Below are 19,100 nucleotides of genomic sequence, written 5' to 3' on the forward strand. Positions count from 1 at the left end.
TTACTTCGACTCCTTTCCTTGAAATTCTGCCAGTTGTTCAGCCACATTCTGCGGTGATTCCTCATAGGTATCTTTCAGGAACCGCGATACTGTCTGCTGCGGTGCCTTATCGGCTTCGTTAATGGCATTCTTAATATCGTCTTTAACCTTTTCGATCAAGGCATCTTCCTTGTCCTTGCTCCACAAACCTTTATCGGTGAGGAAGTTGCGCATTCGAATCAGCGGATCGCGTTTTTGCCACAATTCATCGGTTTCCTTTGAACGATACCTTGTCGGATCATCGCCTGACAACGTATGCGGACCATACCGATAAGTCAGTGTTTCAATCAAAACCGGACCATTGCCGGCCGCGGCCCAAGCTCTGGCTTCTTTGGTAACTTCATAAACAGCCAGTGCATCCATACCGTCAACCTGCACACCAGGAACCCCGGCAGCTACCGCCTTTTGAGCCAGCGTCTTGGCTGCCGTCTGGTTGGCACGCGGAACGGAAATCGCGAAGCCGTTGTCTTGAACGATGAAGAGTGCCGGTGCTTTAAAGTGTCCGGCAAAGTTAACGCCTTCATAGAAATCCCCCTGTGACGTACCACCATCACCGGTATACGTAAACGCGACTTCATCGCTGCCATTTTTTTTCAAGCCAAGCGCAACGCCGGCAGTCTGCACATATTGCGCCCCAATAATGATTTGTGGCGGCAATGCATGGAAATCTTCCGGATATTCGTTACCGGCGACATGACCCCGTGACCAGAGAAATGCCTTGTCCAATGGTAGTCCGTGCTGGATCAGCTGCGGTAAATCACGATAAGCCGGCAACAGCCAATCTTCTTTTTTCATTGCCGCATGACTGCCAATCATGCTGGCCTCTTCGCCTGCACTCGGCGCATAAAACCCTAAACGCCCTTGCCGGTTTAGCGCTGTTGCTCGTTGATCAAGCACCCGTTGCCAAACCATCTTGGACATTAAATCAACCAACTGATCATCACTGAGATCGGGCATGATATCAGGATTAACGACTTTGCCGACTTCATCCAGAATCTGGATTGTTGGCTTAAAATCGGCATCTTGATTGTCTAACAGTCGTTTAAAATCAACTGCAGCATGCTGTTTTGCCATAATCAGAACCTCTTTCCATTCCTGTAGTTATTAACCCAGGAAAACTGTACTAATGAAAATCTTTACAAACAAAGCGTAACATTGCAAAATTGTCGTTGCAAGCGTTTTATTTCAAGGTACACAAGAAGTACTTTTTGCGAAAAAAGGCCGCCCGTTATGTCATTATCAGACTATAACAGACGGCCTTTTTCATTAAGACACAAAAAGAGCACGCTACTTCACAAGCACGTGCCTCTTTATCTTCAAAACATTGTCCGTGCATCACGAGACCGGATCTTGGTTGTGCCAGAAATCACTGGTTTTACTATGATGTTTCATGGCGCCAACCAAGGTGGCGTGGCGTGCAAAATCCATATCCAAATGAGTTTGCACTGCACGATTTATTTGTTTGCTTTTGAACAATTCTGCTGGGAGAACTGATACAGTCATGCGAGCCACATAGCAAATCTGTTTCAACGCAAGCGTCATAGCGGTAACCGCACTCATTACAAGTGAAGTTGACGCTAGATTTGTGGATTGATTCGCAAGCTGCATTAACGCACGGTCCAGTAGACCATTATTCCAAACTGCAGTCACAGTTGCTTGGGCGTCGGTCGCCATCACGGCACCAGCTACGCCCACTCCAGCAGGCACCTGCTGATTCAACAAAACCAGCAGCCCGGCCATGTCACTTGGCAAGGTTACGTGCGCTTCAGGAGACAATGCAACATCAACATGCAGTTTTTCTCCCGCTGTCAGCATCAAAACATCACCAACGACAAGGTCTTGCGCTTGAACCTGACGAACCAGTCCTTCACGCACGACCAACACTGATTGTTGGGGATTGCTTTGATGCCGAGTCAACGCTGTGATCAAATAAACGAACACAGCCATCAAAAATCCAAGCAGTATCGCAATGATAGCAGTTAAAAGCCAGCTGTGACTGACAAAGCTAATTAGGCTGCTCACACCAGCCAGTACCGCCAGCAAAGGCAAAAAGAGTTTTGTCTTGCTGATCGGATTCTGGTGGGATGTCACTGCTTTTTGAGCCCTTTGCGCTTCATAGCGCGTCAGGCCGCTTGATATCATCATCAACATCGACAAACTCCTTTCCGTATATCCCGAAAAGAGCCGCGATGCTGCCAAATCCATTAATTTCACTTAAGAGATCGTAGCGGCAGCATAATGGGCCTTCCGGGATCCGCTAAATCGCTGCTACTACCGCTACTCTTTGAAGATTGTTCCATTATGCTCACCACCTTTTCTACTTTCCCTCAGATAAAAAAACTGCACGCCGATTGAGGACGTGCAGAAATAGCATCCCAATCGTTTAGTTTTAGCACTATACGCCTAGAAGCGAGCTTCAGTTGCGTTAGCGTAAGCCTTAATGGGCAAACGCAGTTGACTCAATTGGCATCTCTCGATGTTTCTGAGCAGCAACATTGTTCGTATAGGAGCCTCACCTAACGGAAAGCACCGTATTTATTTACCGTAATCTATAGTAGCCGATGAAAAGAGGGTTGTCAACAATAACACGCACCCTCTTCCACAATTGTGCCGACCGCAATGAAAATTCAGCTGTTTTAATGAATCAAAACAGCATTTGGATCGATTGAGAAGGGATGTTCCTTATTGATGTGGTCGTAAAACAAAACACCATTCAAGTGGTCAATCTCGTGCTGGCACACAATGGCAGGATAGTTCTTAAGACGGACTTTTTTATGTTCTCCGGCCTCGTTTTGATAAGCAATCGTGATGCGATCGGCGCGAACGACATAACCGGGAATATCTTTATCAACAGACAAGCAGCCTTCACCTTCAGCAAGAGCAGCGTGCTGTACGCTGTTGCTGATAATCCGCGGATTGATCAAAACTTCCTTGAAAAGGATTTCGTTATTTTCTCCGGGCACGAGAACCGCAGCCATCGCTTTGCTCTGGCCGACTTGCGGTGCTGCCAAACCAACGCCGGGGCGCAAATGGTATTTTTCGTTTTGCTCTTCATCTTGACTAATCACCAGATAGGCCATCATGTCGTGAGCCAATTTTTTGTCTTCATCAGAAAGAGGAAACGTTACCGGCTTAGCTCTTTCACGCAAAACTTTAGCGCCGTCACGAGTGATATCCTTCATTAAATACAAGATCCGTACCTCCGTTCATTTCTTTTACTAGATTAGCACACCGCTGCAAGTGTGAAAAGCAAAGCATGAAACATCTTGTACGGCAAAGGCCGCATTCAATAAAAAAGCATTTAATTTTCTGTACGCTTAATGGTCATGTTGTTGTTCCCATTTTCTCTGGTTCGTGTTGTTACTTATTAGCATAGTGCGGAACCCGCTCGATGTTAAAACGTATAATGGCGTTAAAAAAGAACCGATCCAAGCACTATTCCTCAGCCTTGGATCGGTTCCTTTCATTTTGAAGTTTCTGGGGAGTTGGGAATTTTACCTTTTAACCGCTTGGTCACTGCAAAGGATGATCTGTGCAACAACAATGACTGTGCACTGCACCTTCTACATCATTCTCTCACGCCACGCGATTGACATCACGGACATACTCAATGGTTGCTTGGTTGGTGATGAACGCGACATCGACATGCAATTGGCCGTCCAACACAAAAAAATCGGTGATCACAAAAGGCGGCAATGCAGGATCCGAACTGGCAATGTCCAGTTCTTCGGCTGCGTTCTGCAAAGCTTTTTCAAGGGGCTGCTGTTTGAGGGTTTTTGTTTGTAACGGTAATTGATATGAAAATGCCATGATGCCATGTCCCCATATGTCTGCCATCGGTTTTGACACCAACGGCTTAGCGACGGGAAAATCCAGTGTCTGTAAAGCTGCCGCCATTGTTTGATCTGTTAATCGTTGGCTGTGATGAAGTAATATTTGAATGGCTTTGTTACGCCGCCAGCGTTTCCTAAATGCTAAGAGAATTGCCACGACAACCAGTAACAAGACGACTAAAAACCATACTATGACGTCCACCCCCTTCTAGATCGCACCTTCGTGTCTTCTATCATTATTATACCTAAAACCAGTCGCAACTCGCTAATCAGACAAAAACATTTGGCAGTCATCGCCGTTAAGCTAAAATTCTGAAAAGTGCTGACTCATTTTTCAACTCGCAATCGCGTTTGTTAACGCGGAAGCTGACGTAGAAAAGTGGTGATGGTAATCACTAAAATCCGCTGCGCACCGTCCAATCCTGCTGTTCAACATGTAACTACCCTCTTCAAAATGCGTTCTCTGTTCATTCCTTCTTGATTATGCTAAACTGTTGCTAGCTGTTGTATTCACAACAAATCGATCGGTCATAAAGGTTTTAGGAGTTGTGGCAAGAAATGAACCACAGTAAGGGTGTTTTGTTGCCATTTTGCGGTTCAATCGGTGCGAAATATCGGCCATTCCAAGGAGATCGACCATGTTTTTTTATGGTTCGTTATCTCGGTGGTGTGTCCCTTTTTTCGGAAGCCATTTTGTCACACTTCCTTTCTTTTTGTACCACGGAAGGAGTCCAATCATGATCTACAAAGTCTTATATCAAAAAGACAAGGTCCAAAATCCGCGGCGGGAAACAACCCAGACGCTTTACCTCGAGGCGCCATCTGCGGTTGAAGCGCGTGCACTTGTAGAAGCGAACACGCCTTACAACATTGAATTTATCCAGGAACTCTCCGGAAATTTCCTGGAGTATGAGGAAAAGTCAGCCAACTTTAAGCTGACCACCTTCTAATCATATGAAATTAAATATTAAAAATAACGAAACCGCCGTCTTTGCTGTCGGCGGTTTAGGTGAAATCGGGAAGAACATGTACGGGGTTCAATTCCAAGATGAAATCATCGTCATCGATGCGGGGATCAAATTTCCTGAAGATGATCTGCTTGGTATTGATTATGTCATTTCCGATTACTCCTATTTAGTCCAGAACAAAGATAAGATCAAAGCTTTGGTTATTACCCATGGCCACGAAGATCATATCGGCGGGATTCCTTATTTCCTTAAGCAGGTTCCAAACGTCCCGATTTACGCCGGGCCGTTAGCAGCCGCCTTGATTCGCGGCAAGCTCGAGGAACACGGCTTGTTACGCACAACAAAGCTGACGGAGATCAATGAAGACACCGTTTTAAAGTTTAAAAAACTGAGTGTCGAGTTTTTCCGCACCACCCACAGTATCCCGGATACATTGGGTATTGCCGTCCACACGCCACAGGGAATTGTCATTCAGACCGGTGACTTTAAGTTTGATCTGACGCCGGTTGGTGACCAACCTTCACCGAATTTCCAAAAAATGTGTCGTTTCGCCGAAGAAGGCGTCCTAGTCTTAATGTCTGACTCGACCAATGCCGAGATCCCGACGTTTACCAAATCTGAACGGTTTGTCGGCAAGTCGATTCGCCATATTTTTGATCGGATTGATGGGCGTATTATCTTCGCGACATTTGCGTCCAACATTTCACGAATTGCGCAGGCTGCTGATGCCGCCATGGCACATGGCCGCAAGATTGCGGTCTTTGGCCGTTCGATGGAAACAGCCATGGTCAATGGCCGTGAGCTGGGTTATCTGAATATCCCCGACGATGTTTTAATCGATGCCCATCAGTTGAATTCACTACCTGCTGATAAGGTTATGATTCTGTGTACCGGCTCGCAAGGTGAACCAATGGCTGCTTTAAGTCGGATTGCGAATGGTACCCATCGCCAAATCAGCATCCAGCCCGGCGACACCGTCATTTTCTCCAGTAATCCGATTCCGGGTAACACGGTTAGCGTCAACCATGTGATTAACCAACTGAGCGAAGCCGGTGCCGAAGTGATTCATGGCAAAGTCAACAACGTCCATACTTCCGGCCACGGTGGTCAAGAAGATCAGAAATTGATGTTGCGCCTGATCAAACCGAAATTTTTCATGGCCTGCCATGGTGAATATCGGATGCAAAAGATTCACTGTGAACTTGCCCAACAATGCGGGGTTCCGGAAAAGAATTGCTTCATCATGGAAAATGGTGACGTATTGGCGCTCACGGGAAAAAGTGCGCGGATCGCGGGCCACTTCCCTGCTGGCGACGTTTACATCGATGGCAGCGGCGTCGGCGACATCGGCAATGCGGTTATCCGCGATCGTCGCATGTTGTCTGAAGAAGGGCTGGTTGTGGTCGTAGCAACCATCAACATGCAGAAGCAAGCTGTTTTGGCTGGCCCGGATTTGCTCTCACGCGGATTCATCTACATGCGTGAATCTGGCGAATTGATCAACCAAGCCCAACGGCGAGTTTATCGCACGATCAAATCCACTTTTTCCAATAATGAAAAAGTAACGGAAGCAAGTTTAAAAGACGCAATTATCAGTAACTTGCAGGAATTTCTGTTCGATAAGACCGAACGACATCCAGTTATTTTGCCGATGTTGATTTTACTTTAAAGCTGACTTGTCAAAAACAATCGTCATTCAAAATGTCGATTATGACCGTACTGCCGCATTGTTGCCGGCAGTACGGTATTTTTTTGGCCTCTGGAGAAGACGTCATTGCATTGTTTTTCTTCAGTTTTTCGGTATAATTGATTGCGTGTCTGATTAGGAGGAAAGTTGATGGCGGCTGTTTTTTATTATCTTATCTATAACCCGGCGGCTGGTGGCGGTGCGGCCATCCCGATTTTTAAACAGGTTAAGGCCGTCTTGGACCAGCGCCAGTTGCCTTACGCAATCAAAACTTCGCGTTATCCTGGCCATACCAACGTTATTACCAAACAGATCGGTAACTTCAACACGCATGAACGCCCGGTTCTGTTGGTGATCGGCGGCGATGGCACGTTGAATCAGGCTATCAATGGATTAATCGGCACTCGCCAACATGACATCCCGGTTGCCTATGTACCAGCCGGATCGGGCAATGATTTCGCCCGCGGCATCGGTATGTCAGAGGACCCGATGCATGCGCTAGAACAGATTCTGCAAGCTTCTAACCCGGTTACAATTGATATCGGTCGCTACCACGAACGAACCCGCGATGAATCCGGATATTTTGTCAACAATATCGGCATCGGGTTTGATGCAGCCGTCGTCAATGCCGCCAATCATAGCGACAGCAAACAACTGTTAAACAAATTCCACCTCGGCAAGTTAACCTACTTATTCCATGTTCTCGGCATGTTACTGACCCGCCGCCCTTTTCCGGTGGCAGTTTATGAAAAAGGCGTCCGCCATTTTTTTCACCATGCCTATATTTGCACAACCACGAATATTCCCTACTTCGGCGGCGGCGTCCGGCTTTACAAACCCGCCGATCCGACTGATGGCCAGTTAGACTTGGTGATCGTGGAATGGTTCAATATCGTCTCCTGGGCCTTGGCGATGCTGCAACTTTTGCGTGGTAAAACGCCTACCAGTAAAGCCGTTCATCTTTTTCATGCGAATAAACTAACAGTCGAGACTAGCTCGTTAGAATTCGGTCAGATGGATGGTGAGGAGATGGGGACACGACCATTTGAAATTGACTTTTCGGTAGCCAGCCAACGTTTTTGGATTGACCGCAGTATTTAAATGAATGACAGAAAGGCACCGCAGTTTTGTGAAATTTCACAAACTGCGGTGCCTTTTCGCGCTATTCAGTGTTCGTATTGATCAGCGTGCGCTAAACCGGTTACTTAAATTGTGCTACCAAAATCCAATCAGAAATAATCCGAAAAGTAAGGCTCTTCCATTGGCACGGCATTTTCCAACAATTTAATGGCGTGTTTACTTGCCGAAAGCCGTTCGATTTGAGCCAAATAAGAAGGCCGCCGATAACTCATGAGCATGGTCGTCAGCGTCTGGATGTCTGTCGTAATGGCTTCACCAACCGGCCGATCGGTAATGTGCACCTGCTGATTTTCATCCCAATAAACCCCAAAGGTGCCGTTGTTCCATGGCGCTAACGGATCACTCACAATAAAGTGGAATGGTTCCGTCGTCTCGGTTGCAAACGGGTATTGTGCCAAGAAGGCTTTGACATCCACAATCCGCGCCATGAAGTAAGGTTTAATGGTTTGATAGATATCCCCGTCATCCAAGAGAAAATGCAACGGCTCATTTTTGTAAATATTGCCTTTAACATGTGTCACCATCGAAAAATGGGCACTGATGAAGTTCCACAACCCGACGCGGGCTTCCTGATTGGTGTAGATCATTTCCTTCACGTGGAAAACCTCGTCCGCAATCCAATACAAAACATAGCCTTGAGGTTGATCATCGGCATTATAATACACACCGGCAGTCCGTTCTTCTTCATTTTCCCAGCGCCAATACTCATCCCAGTTTAACTGGTTGCGAATCATGGCGCCGTGATTTTTCATGGCGAAGCGGTTGTACGTTTCAATCACGTCAGGATCATCAATTTCCAGACGTTCAACGTGGCCAGGCACATTAACCTGTTTCGGCAGCTGAGTATCCTTAACGTCAAACGTGAGATGATCCGACATGATCTCCCAACCTTTTTTGCGATAAAACGGAATGCTGTAAGGATACAGATACGAAATCCATTGTTTGTGGCTGCGCATATGCTCCAAGCCCAACTTAACTAAATCATGCATCAGCCCATGACCCGCGTATTCCGGATAAGTCCCGACGCCGGTTAGTCCGGCCATTTGATACAACGTCCCATGAATGTTCACCGTGCAAGGATAAATAGCAAGCGAGCTAACAAGCTCATCTTTATGGAACCACCCCAACACATCTGACTTTTCCAAAACCGGACGCTTGGCCCGCTCCAACTCGCCTTCTTCATAGCCAGATTGTTCTAAGTCTTTTTGCGTGACCTGAAACACATAAGTCAAAAGATCGTTGAACTGCTCAAGATCCTTAGGTGTCACTGGCTTAATGACCAGTGACTTGCGTATGTTGTCCTCCATACAAAATTAATTCTCCTTCGTCATAAACATTTGCGGGGTTATACCATCCATCCCAATCATTGGATCAATTTTCTGCGAGGCTGCCAACGCTGGCGTTAACTGGTGAGGCGCCGTTTTGGCAGGCCTAACTTCATTATCCGAGTCGGAACCATTTGTGTCAATTTGTACAGATTGTTGCGGCAAAGCTGGTTGTGGCTCCGCAGCTTCTTCAACAGCCATTTGTGATCCTTCGATGTCAAACACCTGCTGCAACCGCTGAACCAACCCCGTGTGCCGATTGACGGCCACTTCACCAACCGCCGTTTCAAAAGCCGCTAGTTCGCCAACCAGAATCAGAAATGACTTTGCCCGGGTAATGGCGGTATAGAGTAAGTTTCGCCGCAACATTCGGCGACTTTGCAAGGTTAACGGCAAAATCACCATCGGAAATTCGCTCCCTTGAGCTTTGTGGATCGATGTCGCATAGGCAAGCGTGATTTTGCTAAAATCGCTACGCTTATAGGTGATCTCATTGCCGTCAAAGTCAATCGTCAGCTCATCGGTTTTGCTAGGTGCTTCCTTTGCTAACGTAATCCCGACAATCTGGCCGATTTCGCCATTGAAGACATTCTGATTAGGATCATTGACCAACTGCAGGATTTTATCACCGATTCGATACTCGGTGTCGCCAAAATGAACGGTTTTGGTCCGCGCGCTACGTTTAGGATTTAAAATATTCTGCAGCATTGGATTGAGGCGATCAATTCCCGCCGTTCCGCGATACATTGGCGCCAAAACCTGAATGTCGGCGATCGAAAACTGCTTAACAGCAGCCCGCTTCACGACCTGACCCACGACTTCCGGCACTTGGCTAGGCGTGCATGCCAAAAAACTGCGATCCACTTGCGGTTGCGTGAAATCGTCAGGAAGTTTGCCGGCATTCACCGCATGAGCTAACGGAATAATCGAACTATCGGCGTCCTGGCGATGAATATGGGTTAAAGCGGCTTGTGGCAATGCGCCGCTGCGTAAAAGATCCGCAAAAACCTGACCCGGGCCTACACTTGGCAGCTGGTCTTTATCCCCCACCAGCACAATCTGCATGCCGGGATGAAGCGCGGTTAACAGCGTCCGAAATAAATACGTATCGACCATCGACATTTCATCAATAATCAATAGCCCATCCGGCAGATCATTAGGCGCAAAATCCTGCGTATCTACGCCCAGTCCCAATAACCGATGAATGGTACTAGCCGGTAACTGCGTCGTCTCACTGATTCGTTTAGCTGCGCGGCCAGTCGGTGCTGCCAACATGATTGGAAATGGATCATCCGAGTTATACTGATTGGCATCTAACGAAAGGTCATGTAGTCGCGCATAAGTGCGAACGATACCATCTGTCACGGTCGTTTTTCCGGTACCGGGGCCGCCAGTCAACAGGAAAATCGGCGAGCGTAAAGCCGTGACAATTGCTTTTTTTTGGACATCATCGTAGGCAATGCCGGTGTCTGCCTGCACTTCCGCTAACGTTTTTTCAATATCTGGCAGCTCAGGTTCTTCAGCCTTCGCGCCTGCTTCGGCTAATCCCTTCAACTGACGGGCAATCTGCCACTCTGAATCATAGAGCCGTTTAGGAAAAATCCGCTTACCTTCAGCGACCAGCTCATTATCTTTAGCTAGGGTCACAATGGCCTGACCAACGTCATCCGGCTTAACTGCAATATTCCGTGCCCGCTCTAACAAATCAAGTGTCTGGGTAACCAGTGTGCGCAGTTCGACAAAAGTGTCCCCTTCACCATCGGTCAGGCGTTGCAGCGTGTCCATGACGGCGCCGCCGAGACGCAATTGCGAATCCGGTGCAATGTTCAGTTTGGCGGCAATTTGATCCGCGCGGGTAAACCCAATACCGGCAATATCATTGATGAGTTGATACGGGTTTTGTTTAATCACCTCAAGAGCGTCATTTTTGTATTGCTGATAAATCCGCCCCGCCATGTTACTGGTGAAGCCGTAATCATTCAATCCGATGATGACGCGTTCCATGCCTTGATTCGTCTTGAGATTTTCAACCAGCATTTTTCGCTTTGCAGCGGTGATGCCAAGTCCCTCAAGCGATGCCGGGTCGTCGAGAATCTGATTAATCGCATCCACTCCGAGCTTATCAATGATCTTCTCGGCAGTTTTAGGCCCGATGCCCGGAAACTTATCGGAACTCAGGTAATTGATCAAACCGGTTTTATTGGTTGGTTGATCCACGTGATAATTGTCTGCCTGAAACTGTTGACCATATTTGGGATGGTTAATCACATGACCGGTAAAGGTGTAAGTTTCGTCTTCCTTGATGTCACCAAATGTTCCGGTCACGACAATATCCGGTTCGGTCCAGGTGATGGTCGTAGCCGTAATATCAATCAGGAGAATTTTAAAAAAATTCGTTGGATTCTGAAAGAAAATGCTTTTGACCCGGCCGGTGACACTATCCTCATGCCTGTCCATCATGACCCTCCTGTAGCTTTAAAAACCGGTTGATGTCGGCGACGGCGCTGGCCTTTTGATCATAACCCTTCGGATCGAGTCGCTTGGCTTCATCCAGATAATGGCTGCCATCTTTGCCAGCGGCACTTAACGCCATGCCATAAGTAAACAGAATTTGCGGTTGTTTGTCGTCAAGCAACGGCTTCAAAATGTCGGCTGCCGCGTCAAATGCCTGGGCGGCCAACAATAAATCAGCTGCAAGTAAGGCCGCGTCGGTTTGTCTAGGCGCCAATTCATGGGCCGTGAGAGCAAATGCGAGGGCTTTTTTGGTTTGGCCTGCTTGTTGGTAACTCAACGCCAACATATAGGTGGCATCGTTTTTGAGATGCTTATCCTTGCGACACTTGGCAAACCAGGCTGCTGCGGCTGGATAATCCGCCTGTGCATAGGCAAATAAGCCGGCCGTGTATTGGAGTTCAATATCAGTCGGGAAAAGGTTGCGGGCTTTGGCAAGGAGTTCACCCGCCTGATCCAAAGCTTTCAAACTGATGAGCATTGTTGCCAACATGGCATAGCGCTTAGGATCTTTCGGCGCAGCATCAATGGCTTTGACTGCTGCATGAATGGCTTCTTCGTGTTTTCCTTGGTTAAATGCGGTTAAAATATCTGAATCCATAACAACCTCTTTACTCATATCGTGGTCATGCTGTGTCAAAAATCAAATGGTGTCGGTTGGTTTTGGCGGTTCCGGTAAAAAACCGGTCTCGTTCCAGTCGATTAATTTAAACGGCAAACTTGGTCCATCTGCCTGTAAAATCGTCACGCTGCTGTTTGTAAGGCCACCGTCTTTGCGAATCTCGGCTAATGGCGTCCCCAGCAAGCTTTGAATGACTGCAGCCAACGCGGCGCCATGACTGACGTACAACAAATTGGCCTCACCGGTTCGATCCATTGCAACCGTCGCAACAATGGCCGGAATGGCGCGATTGATCAGCTGGGGAAACGACTCGCCATGAATTTTTCGTGGATCATAAGCAGCCGGTTCATGCCGAAAAGCATGTAGCTCTTCCGGAAAATGCTTGGCAACGTCACTGAACGTCATGCCTTCCATTTTGCCCAAGTTGAATTCGCGCAACGCCGGCATAACCGTTAGTGGAATTGTTTCATTTAAATCTTTGATTAAAGTCTGCGCCGTCACCCGCGCACGTTTGAGCGGACTCACATAGGCGTGGGCAAAAGGAATGCCATGCAAATATTCGGCTAATGCCTTGATTTGCTCAAAACTTTCCGGAAGCAACGGGGAGTCCCCATTTGCGCCTTGATAACGTCCTTGATTATTCCATTCGGTTTTGCCATGGCGTACAAAATATAATTTGGTCACGAGCCGCACTGCTATATAAAACGTGGAAGAATGTCTCTTTGACACCAATAAAGGTTTTATATATTTCCTTTCTTGATTGACAATCTTACATTTCATTTAGTCCCGTCAACAACGGTATTCCCACACTGAAACAAATCAGCCCGACAGTGACCGCCTCCTGAACTTTAAGGGTATAGCCTACCCCGTAACCTTTGATTTTGCATAAGCAATTAGATTTTCAACCGCGTTTTCGTCTCGCCGCAACTTCACGCCACACTGGTAACAGTGGTAGTCATCATGACCAGTCCGATGTTTCAAGTTGCCACTTAGTGTGACCCGTTCATCAGCGGTTTTCACATAACCGCAGCGGGAGCAACGTTGCGTACTGGGGTAGAATCGATCCGCTAACACTAACGTATTCCCATACCAGTCGGCCTTGTATTGCATGATCATTTTAAACTTACCAAACAATGACCGATGCAGGTTCTTCGCGAGCCGTTTATTCATGCGCATATGGCGATTATCCAGATCCTCAATCCCAATGAGGTCATAATCAGTGATAAGCTTCGTCGTAAACTTTTGCAGCAAATCCGTTTGAATCCGTTCAACTCGTTGGTACTGACGCTTCAACTTGGTTCTCGTTGTGCGATAAGCCTTGGAGTTAAAATGCTTGGGGTTTACTTTCCGTTTGCGAGCTAATTGCCGCTGATAATGAGCAATGCGGGCATAAATTCTTGGTAATCGCTCAGGTAAGGTGGGTTGAGTGGCATAGCCAGTTGCTGTTTGATAGTCAAACTTGCCGATGTTGGCATCAACCCCAGTGACAGTTAAAACTGGTCGCCTTTCAACAGAGGTCTGAACCTCAATTGAAAAGGAAGCATAGTAACCGTCAGCGTCCTGAACGACACAAACTTGTTTCAGTTCGCCCTGCCAGCGCGGTTGCTCGGCTAGTTTGATGTCATACCAGGCACCAGCACCATGAGGTTTATCTAAACGTAACTTGCCATTCACAAGTTGCGCGCGATCTGTTTTGAATGTTTTGCGCGATCGTTTTTTAGATTTCCAGTTGGGCTTACCATGATCTGGCATCTTCGGATTGAAGTAGTTCTTCCAAGCCTTACCTAAATCGTTTACCGCAAGCTGTAAAACTCGGGCTGACTGTTCATACTGCCAGTCAGCTTTGTCCCAAACCAGTTCATCGCGGACCTTGCGCTCATTTGGTCGCAGCGTTTTATCCGCCATTACCAGAGAAGCATCATACATGCTATTCCAAGTCTCAAGGGCTTGATTCCAGCAAAACCGGCGATAATTAAACAATCGCTCCAGTTCGCGCCGCATGGTTGCATTGGGATAGAGTTTGATCTTATGCGTTTTAATCAAAAGTTGTCACCTCCTCTCGATCAGCTGGTTAAACGCCACTTGAGAGGAAGCTCAGAGTAAGCGTTCAAACTAATGCTAGCTGCAGAACTTTGGTAAGAACCATCATACAGTACCGATTCAGGTTCTTGTCAATGATATTTCGCAGAATAGCTTGGTTTGAACACACGAACAGCTTCCACTTAATTATTCTGTCCATGTTGTACCGCTTGATTCCATATTATTCGACATATTTGAGTGCTGTTAACATCCTCCTTTTACGTCTTAACCTTTTCATTATCAGTATTTTTGCCATAAATATCAAGCACACTCAGAGATGGATCAAAACCGGCAAGTGGTAACATAACGCGTTCGTCGGCGCAGGAGTCTACGTGTAAGGACCTTGGTCGCAATGGCAAAGAGCGCCATCACGCCCAAGGTCCTTACACTCCGACTCTAAGCGCGCCGGCTCACGCTCAAAAAAAAAATCAGCCCTAGAGACGACAAGCATCTCCAAGGCTGAAGCTTTTCTAATCGGTCATTACTCGTTACTAAACGTACTGCAACTCATTCGTGTGGGCGTATGCTGCATCAATGGTGCCGCCGCCTAAGCACTCGTCGCCGTTATAAAAGACAACGGCCTGGCCGGGGGTAATAGCGCGAACCGGCTCGTCAAAGTCGACAGTGGCGGTGCCGTCATCATGATAGTGGATCGTCACGCCCGTGTCGCGCTGGCGATAACGGAACTTTGCGGTCATGTGGGTGCCTTCTGCCGGCGCCTCTCCGGTTGTCCAATTAATGTTTGACGCACTGAGGCTTGTGGCCATCAAGGCAGGATTATCAAAGCCTTGGCCCACGTAAAGAATATTCTTGTCTAAATCTTTGCCAACAACAAACCAAGGCTCGGAATTTTGCGAATTGCCGCCAATACCAAGTCCCTGACGCTGACCGATCGTATAATACATCAGCCCGTCATGGGTGCCCATCTCGACACCGTCAACGGTCATCATCTTACCGGGCTGCGCTGGCAGATAGGTACTTAGAAACTGCTTGAAGTTGCGCTCACCGATAAAGCAGATTCCGGTCGAGTCTTTCTTCTTCGCTGTAGCAAGTCCTGCAGCAGCCGCAATCTTACGTACTTCCGGCTTCTGCAGGTGGCCAATCGGAAACATTGACTTCTTAAGCTGATCCTGGGAGAGCTGACTCAAGAAATACGTCTGGTCTTTATTGCCATCAGCTCCACGCAACATGTGAACCACGCCATCCTCATCGGTCTTCACCTGCGCATAATGACCCATCGCAATGTAGTCCGCATTTAACTGCTCAGCATAGTCCAAAAATGCCTTGAACTTGATTTCCTTGTTGCACATAACATCGGGATTCGGTGTCCGGCCGGCTTTATATTCGTCTAGGAAATACTGAAAAACCCGGTCCCAGTACTCTTTTTCGAAATTGATCGAGTAATAAGGGATCCCGATTTCACTTGCTACCTTAGCGACATCTTCGTAGTCCGTGGTCGCCGTACAAACGCCATTTTCATCGGTGTCATCCCAATTTTTCATAAAGACACCGACAACATCATATCCCTGTTGCTTCAGCAAAAGCGCCGTGACACTGGAGTCAACGCCGCCGGACATGCCGACAACAACTCGGGTGTTGGAATTGTCCAAAACAATCACCATCATTTCATCAGATTCTGGAGATATCCGATTTGAAGGTCGAATTCCAGTAAGTGTTATTATAGCAGGCCACAAAAAGATAGCAAGCACAGCTCTGCACAAGCCTTTTCCGACTTTTGGGTTAAAGTGGACCAAGTTTTTTTTAATCAATCGGGCGCGATGTGGCGATTAAAAGGCTTCGGCCATCTCGTTTCTGGCATTATGCCCGCCGTTCCGGGGCTTCGTTATATTGTCGCAATGCCTGGCCGGTTCGGGATTGCTTGACCTGCATACTAGCTTCCGGGGTTCCGGCGTATAAAATCCGCCCACCATAAATGCCAGCATCAGGACCCATATCAATTAACCAGTCTGCCTGACTGATGACTTGCAAGTTGTGTTCGACAATGATCAGCGAATTTCCGGCGGCCACCAAATCGTCAAACAAGCGCAACAATTTGGTGATGTCCTGTAAGTGGAGGCCGGCTGTCGGTTCATCAAGTAAGTAAACTTCGCCAGTGCGGTTTAATTCAACCGCCAGCTTGAGACGCTGCTTTTCCCCACCTGACAACGTTGTCAGCGGCTGACCGAGTGTTAGGTAATCAAGTCCCACGCGCGCCATATTCCGTAGCGGCTTGGCAATCTCACTTGTTTCAGCGAAAAAGGTTTGCGCCTTGGCAATCGGCATTTGTAACACGTCGGCAATATTTTGGCCGTGATAGGTGTAACTCAGTGCCTGATCGTTATAACGGCGCCCGTGGCACTGTTCGCAGACGGAGACAACCGGATCCATGAAGGCCATATTCGTGATCGTCACACCTTTACCTTTGCATCGTGGGCAGGCGCCGCGACCGTTGTAGCTAAACCAACTGCTGCCAACATGGTTAGCGTGAGCAAAAACTTTGCGAATCGGGTCAAGAATTTTCAGGTAAGTTGCCGGCGTCGAGCGAATATTGGCGCCGATGTCGGTCTGCGCCAGATCAATGTATGGCACCGTCAGATGATCGCGTAATGCGCTGACCAGCGTACTTTTACCTGATCCGGCGACTCCGGAAATCACGGTTTCGATACCCAGGGGAATAACGGCGTGGACGTCTTTCAGATTGTGCCGGTGAATGTGGGGCAAATCCAGCGTTGTCTTGGCTGGCCGCGGCTTGCGAAACGTCAGTCGCTGTTTAAGCAGTCGCCCAGTGAGCGCCTGGCTAGCCAGCAACTGCGGATAAGTGCCGGTGAACGTGATCTGGCCACCGGTTGTGCCGGCACCGGGACCGACTTCGACAATGTAATCGCCTAATGCAATTAACGCCGGATTGTGTTCGACAATCAAAATCGTGTTGCCTTTTTGCTTTAACCGCACTAGTGCCCGCTTAATTAATTCAATGTCATGCGGATGGAGGCCGACGCTGGGTTCATCAAGAATATAAACCATGTCAACCAAGGCGCTGGTCAGGAATTTAGCGATTTTGATGCGCTGGGTCTCACCGCCGGAAAGTGTTTCTGTCGGCCGATCTAATGAAAGGTAACCTAGCCCGATATCAATCAAAGCATCGATTTTCCGTAGCAGTTCGCGAATCACATCTTGCGCCAAGGGGACCTGAATTTTCTTCAAAAACTCCCGCACATTGACCAGATCCATTTTTAGGACCTGCGCAATATTGGTCTGATTGATGAGGCAGGTCAACACTTCCGGACGCAGGCGCGTGCCATGGCATGCAGGGCAGGGTTTGCGCGTCACGATTTCAGCAAGTGCTGCCTTATGGTGCTCCGCTTCTTTTTTGCCAATAATCGACCGCTTGATGCGAGGCACAACCCCTTCATACAGCGCCGTTCGTGGCCACTTGGCAGGCGCATGTTTGAGCGTCTGCTGTGGCGCATATAACAATAATTTCATTTCTTCCGGTGTGTAATCCCGCAACGGCTTATCATTGTCAAACAACCCACTATAGGCATAGCGCCGCCACCGCCAAGTATCCGGCCCAAAGCTGACGAATGTGATAGCCCCTTCGTTTAATGATTTGTTCGGATCGATCAACTTTTTAACGTCAATATCATCGACATAGCCGAGTCCCTGACAGGTTTGACACATCCCCTGTGGCAGATTGAATGAAAAAGTGTCCGAATAGCCGATAAAAGGTTTGCCAATCCGAGAAAACAACAACCGTAAAAGTGAATAAATCCCGGTATAGGTAGCTAGGGTTGACCGGGCATTTTTCCCGATTCGTTTTTGCTCAACCACGATGGCGACCGGTAAATGGTCAATCGAACCGACATCAGGCTGGCCATACTTGGGCAGATATTGCTGGGTAAAGCTCGGAAAGGTTTCGTTTAGTTCCCGGCGCGATTCAGCCGCGATGGTGTCAAAGACCAACGACGACTTGCCTGATCCAGAACGCCCAACGAAAACGGAAATGGCGTACTTTGGAACTTTAATATTCACATGTTGCAGATTATTCTGATTGGCGTTATGCACTTCGATGAAGCCGTGTTCGAACATTCGGCGTCCTCCTAACAATTCTTGTGCTTGCTGCTGCGCGCTCATCACAACGCGCCGGCTTACGCTAAAAAAACTTTTAATAATACCAGCTTAGCACTTTTGATTTGCAGACATGACCATCACGGCGATTCAATCATTCATGCTCAACGAAAAAAGCAGCAATCTCCTCACACAAGAAGATTACTGCTGGTTTCAAACCCGATTACTTAGGTTCAATAACGCCGCGTTCAATTAAATTGTTAACCCAGTACTGATACTGTTCAACATTTTCTTTTGTACGGTCGTTTTTAAAAATGTTAATCGCCTTTAGGCCGTTCCCAGTAGTTACATCAAGTTGAAACTTGTCCAGGTTCTTCGCCACCGTCATTTTGAGCTTATTCGCCGTCGTGTACGGTGAGTTAGGATCCAGAGACCGTTGCAACTGAAAATTGCCATTCTTGGTCTGAACAAAGCCAAGATCGATCAACGTGAACCGTTTCAACTCTGAACCAATTCGATAAGTCTTCGGATCGCCTTGCGCAGATCCTGTGGGTGCTAATGCCATTGTGAAACATCCTCCTGAGCGTGAACCGGCGCGCTCGGAGTCGGAGTGTAAGTGGCCTTGGGCGTGATGGCGGTCTCTGCCATTGCGACCAAGGTCCTTACACGCAGACTCCTGCGCTGGCGAACGCATTAATGTGTGAGCGTGAACCGGCGCGTTTAGAAACCGGAGTGTAAGTGGCCTCGGGCGTGATGCCCGAACTTAGGCCATTGCGACAGAGGTCCTTACACGCAGGTTTCTGCGCCGGCGAACGCGTTAATATGAGC

Annotated in this window: 15 protein-coding genes and 1 riboswitch; of the genes, 3 read left to right on the top strand and 12 right to left on the bottom strand. The window is 47.8% G+C overall.

The features are described 5' to 3' along the window. The 4 genes from pdhA to LACZS1_RS08795 form a co-directional block, all read right to left on the bottom strand. On the bottom strand, positions 1-1,113 hold the full coding sequence (gene pdhA, locus LACZS1_RS08780) for a pyruvate dehydrogenase (acetyl-transferring) E1 component subunit alpha (RefSeq protein ID WP_047106059.1): 1,113 nt from the start codon (positions 1,111-1,113) through the stop codon (positions 1-3). A 261-nt stretch (positions 1,114-1,374) separates the two neighbouring features. Further along, complete coding sequence (locus tag LACZS1_RS08785) at positions 1,375-2,190, bottom strand: P-type ATPase actuator domain-containing protein (protein WP_070651807.1); 816 nt, start codon at positions 2,188-2,190, stop codon at positions 1,375-1,377. Between the two features lie 216 nt (positions 2,191-2,406). After that, a riboswitch (M-box (ykoK) riboswitch) is annotated at positions 2,407-2,570 on the bottom strand. A 105-nt stretch (positions 2,571-2,675) separates the two neighbouring features. Further along, complete coding sequence (def, locus tag LACZS1_RS08790; RefSeq protein WP_010488607.1) at positions 2,676-3,230, bottom strand: peptide deformylase; 555 nt, start codon at positions 3,228-3,230, stop codon at positions 2,676-2,678. Positions 3,231-3,615: 385 nt separating this feature from the next. Continuing rightward, on the bottom strand, positions 3,616-4,065 hold the full coding sequence (locus tag LACZS1_RS08795; protein WP_029345504.1) for a hypothetical protein: 450 nt from the start codon (positions 4,063-4,065) through the stop codon (positions 3,616-3,618). A gap of 544 nt (positions 4,066-4,609) precedes the next feature. Here LACZS1_RS08795 and LACZS1_RS08800 point away from each other — a divergent pair. The 3 genes from LACZS1_RS08800 (at position 4,610) to LACZS1_RS08810 (ending at position 7,628) form a co-directional block, all read left to right on the top strand. Beyond that, a complete protein-coding gene (locus tag LACZS1_RS08800) occupies positions 4,610-4,822 on the top strand; it encodes a DNA-dependent RNA polymerase subunit epsilon (RefSeq protein ID WP_010488611.1) in 213 nt (70 codons plus the stop codon). A 4-nt stretch (positions 4,823-4,826) separates the two neighbouring features. Then, entirely contained in the window at positions 4,827-6,509 is a 1,683-nt protein-coding gene (rnjA, locus tag LACZS1_RS08805; protein WP_070651806.1) for a ribonuclease J1, read from the top strand. A gap of 168 nt (positions 6,510-6,677) precedes the next feature. Next, positions 6,678-7,628, top strand: coding sequence for a diacylglycerol/lipid kinase family protein (locus LACZS1_RS08810; RefSeq protein ID WP_070651805.1), 951 nt, complete (start codon positions 6,678-6,680; stop codon positions 7,626-7,628). Between the two features lie 128 nt (positions 7,629-7,756). Here the strand turns inward: LACZS1_RS08810 and LACZS1_RS08815 are convergent, their stop codons facing one another. The 8 genes from LACZS1_RS08815 to LACZS1_RS08850 all read right to left on the bottom strand — a co-directional run bounded on the left by LACZS1_RS08815 (position 7,757) and on the right by LACZS1_RS08850 (position 18,837). After that, positions 7,757-8,974: a GNAT family N-acetyltransferase gene (locus LACZS1_RS08815; protein ID WP_070651804.1), complete on the bottom strand. Its 1,218-nt coding sequence runs from the start codon at positions 8,972-8,974 to the stop codon at positions 7,757-7,759. Positions 8,975-8,980: 6 nt separating this feature from the next. Continuing rightward, the gene (gene recD2 / locus LACZS1_RS08820) at positions 8,981-11,449 is read right to left on the bottom strand and encodes an SF1B family DNA helicase RecD2 (RefSeq protein WP_070651803.1); all 2,469 of its coding nucleotides are present in this window, start codon (positions 11,447-11,449) and stop codon (positions 8,981-8,983) included. Further along, entirely contained in the window at positions 11,436-12,104 is a 669-nt protein-coding gene (locus LACZS1_RS08825) for a tetratricopeptide repeat protein (protein WP_070651802.1), read from the bottom strand. The genes recD2 and LACZS1_RS08825 overlap by 14 nt, the downstream gene beginning before the upstream one ends. A gap of 42 nt (positions 12,105-12,146) precedes the next feature. After that, positions 12,147-12,809: a histidine phosphatase family protein gene (locus LACZS1_RS08830; RefSeq protein WP_070651801.1), complete on the bottom strand. Its 663-nt coding sequence runs from the start codon at positions 12,807-12,809 to the stop codon at positions 12,147-12,149. Positions 12,810-12,986: 177 nt separating this feature from the next. Continuing rightward, positions 12,987-14,168, bottom strand: a complete 1,182-nt coding sequence (locus LACZS1_RS08835) for an RNA-guided endonuclease InsQ/TnpB family protein (protein WP_070651800.1) — start codon at positions 14,166-14,168, stop codon at positions 12,987-12,989. 527 nt (positions 14,169-14,695) lie between these two features. Next, positions 14,696-15,829, bottom strand: a complete 1,134-nt coding sequence (gene mnmA / locus LACZS1_RS08840) for a tRNA 2-thiouridine(34) synthase MnmA (RefSeq protein WP_070651799.1) — start codon at positions 15,827-15,829, stop codon at positions 14,696-14,698. A 193-nt stretch (positions 15,830-16,022) separates the two neighbouring features. Then, positions 16,023-18,293 carry an ATP-binding cassette domain-containing protein gene (locus LACZS1_RS08845; protein ID WP_070651798.1) on the bottom strand — a complete coding sequence of 757 codons (2,271 nt, stop codon included), beginning with the start codon at positions 18,291-18,293 and terminating at the stop codon, positions 16,023-16,025. Between the two features lie 202 nt (positions 18,294-18,495). Then, on the bottom strand, positions 18,496-18,837 hold the full coding sequence (locus tag LACZS1_RS08850) for a DUF1831 domain-containing protein (protein ID WP_010488627.1): 342 nt from the start codon (positions 18,835-18,837) through the stop codon (positions 18,496-18,498). Between the last annotated feature and the right edge of the window lie 263 nt (positions 18,838-19,100).

The sequence above is a fragment of the Lacticaseibacillus zeae subsp. silagei genome (assembly GCF_030770335.1).
In the GTDB taxonomy this organism is placed as follows: Bacteria; Bacillota; Bacilli; order Lactobacillales; family Lactobacillaceae; genus Lacticaseibacillus; species Lacticaseibacillus zeae.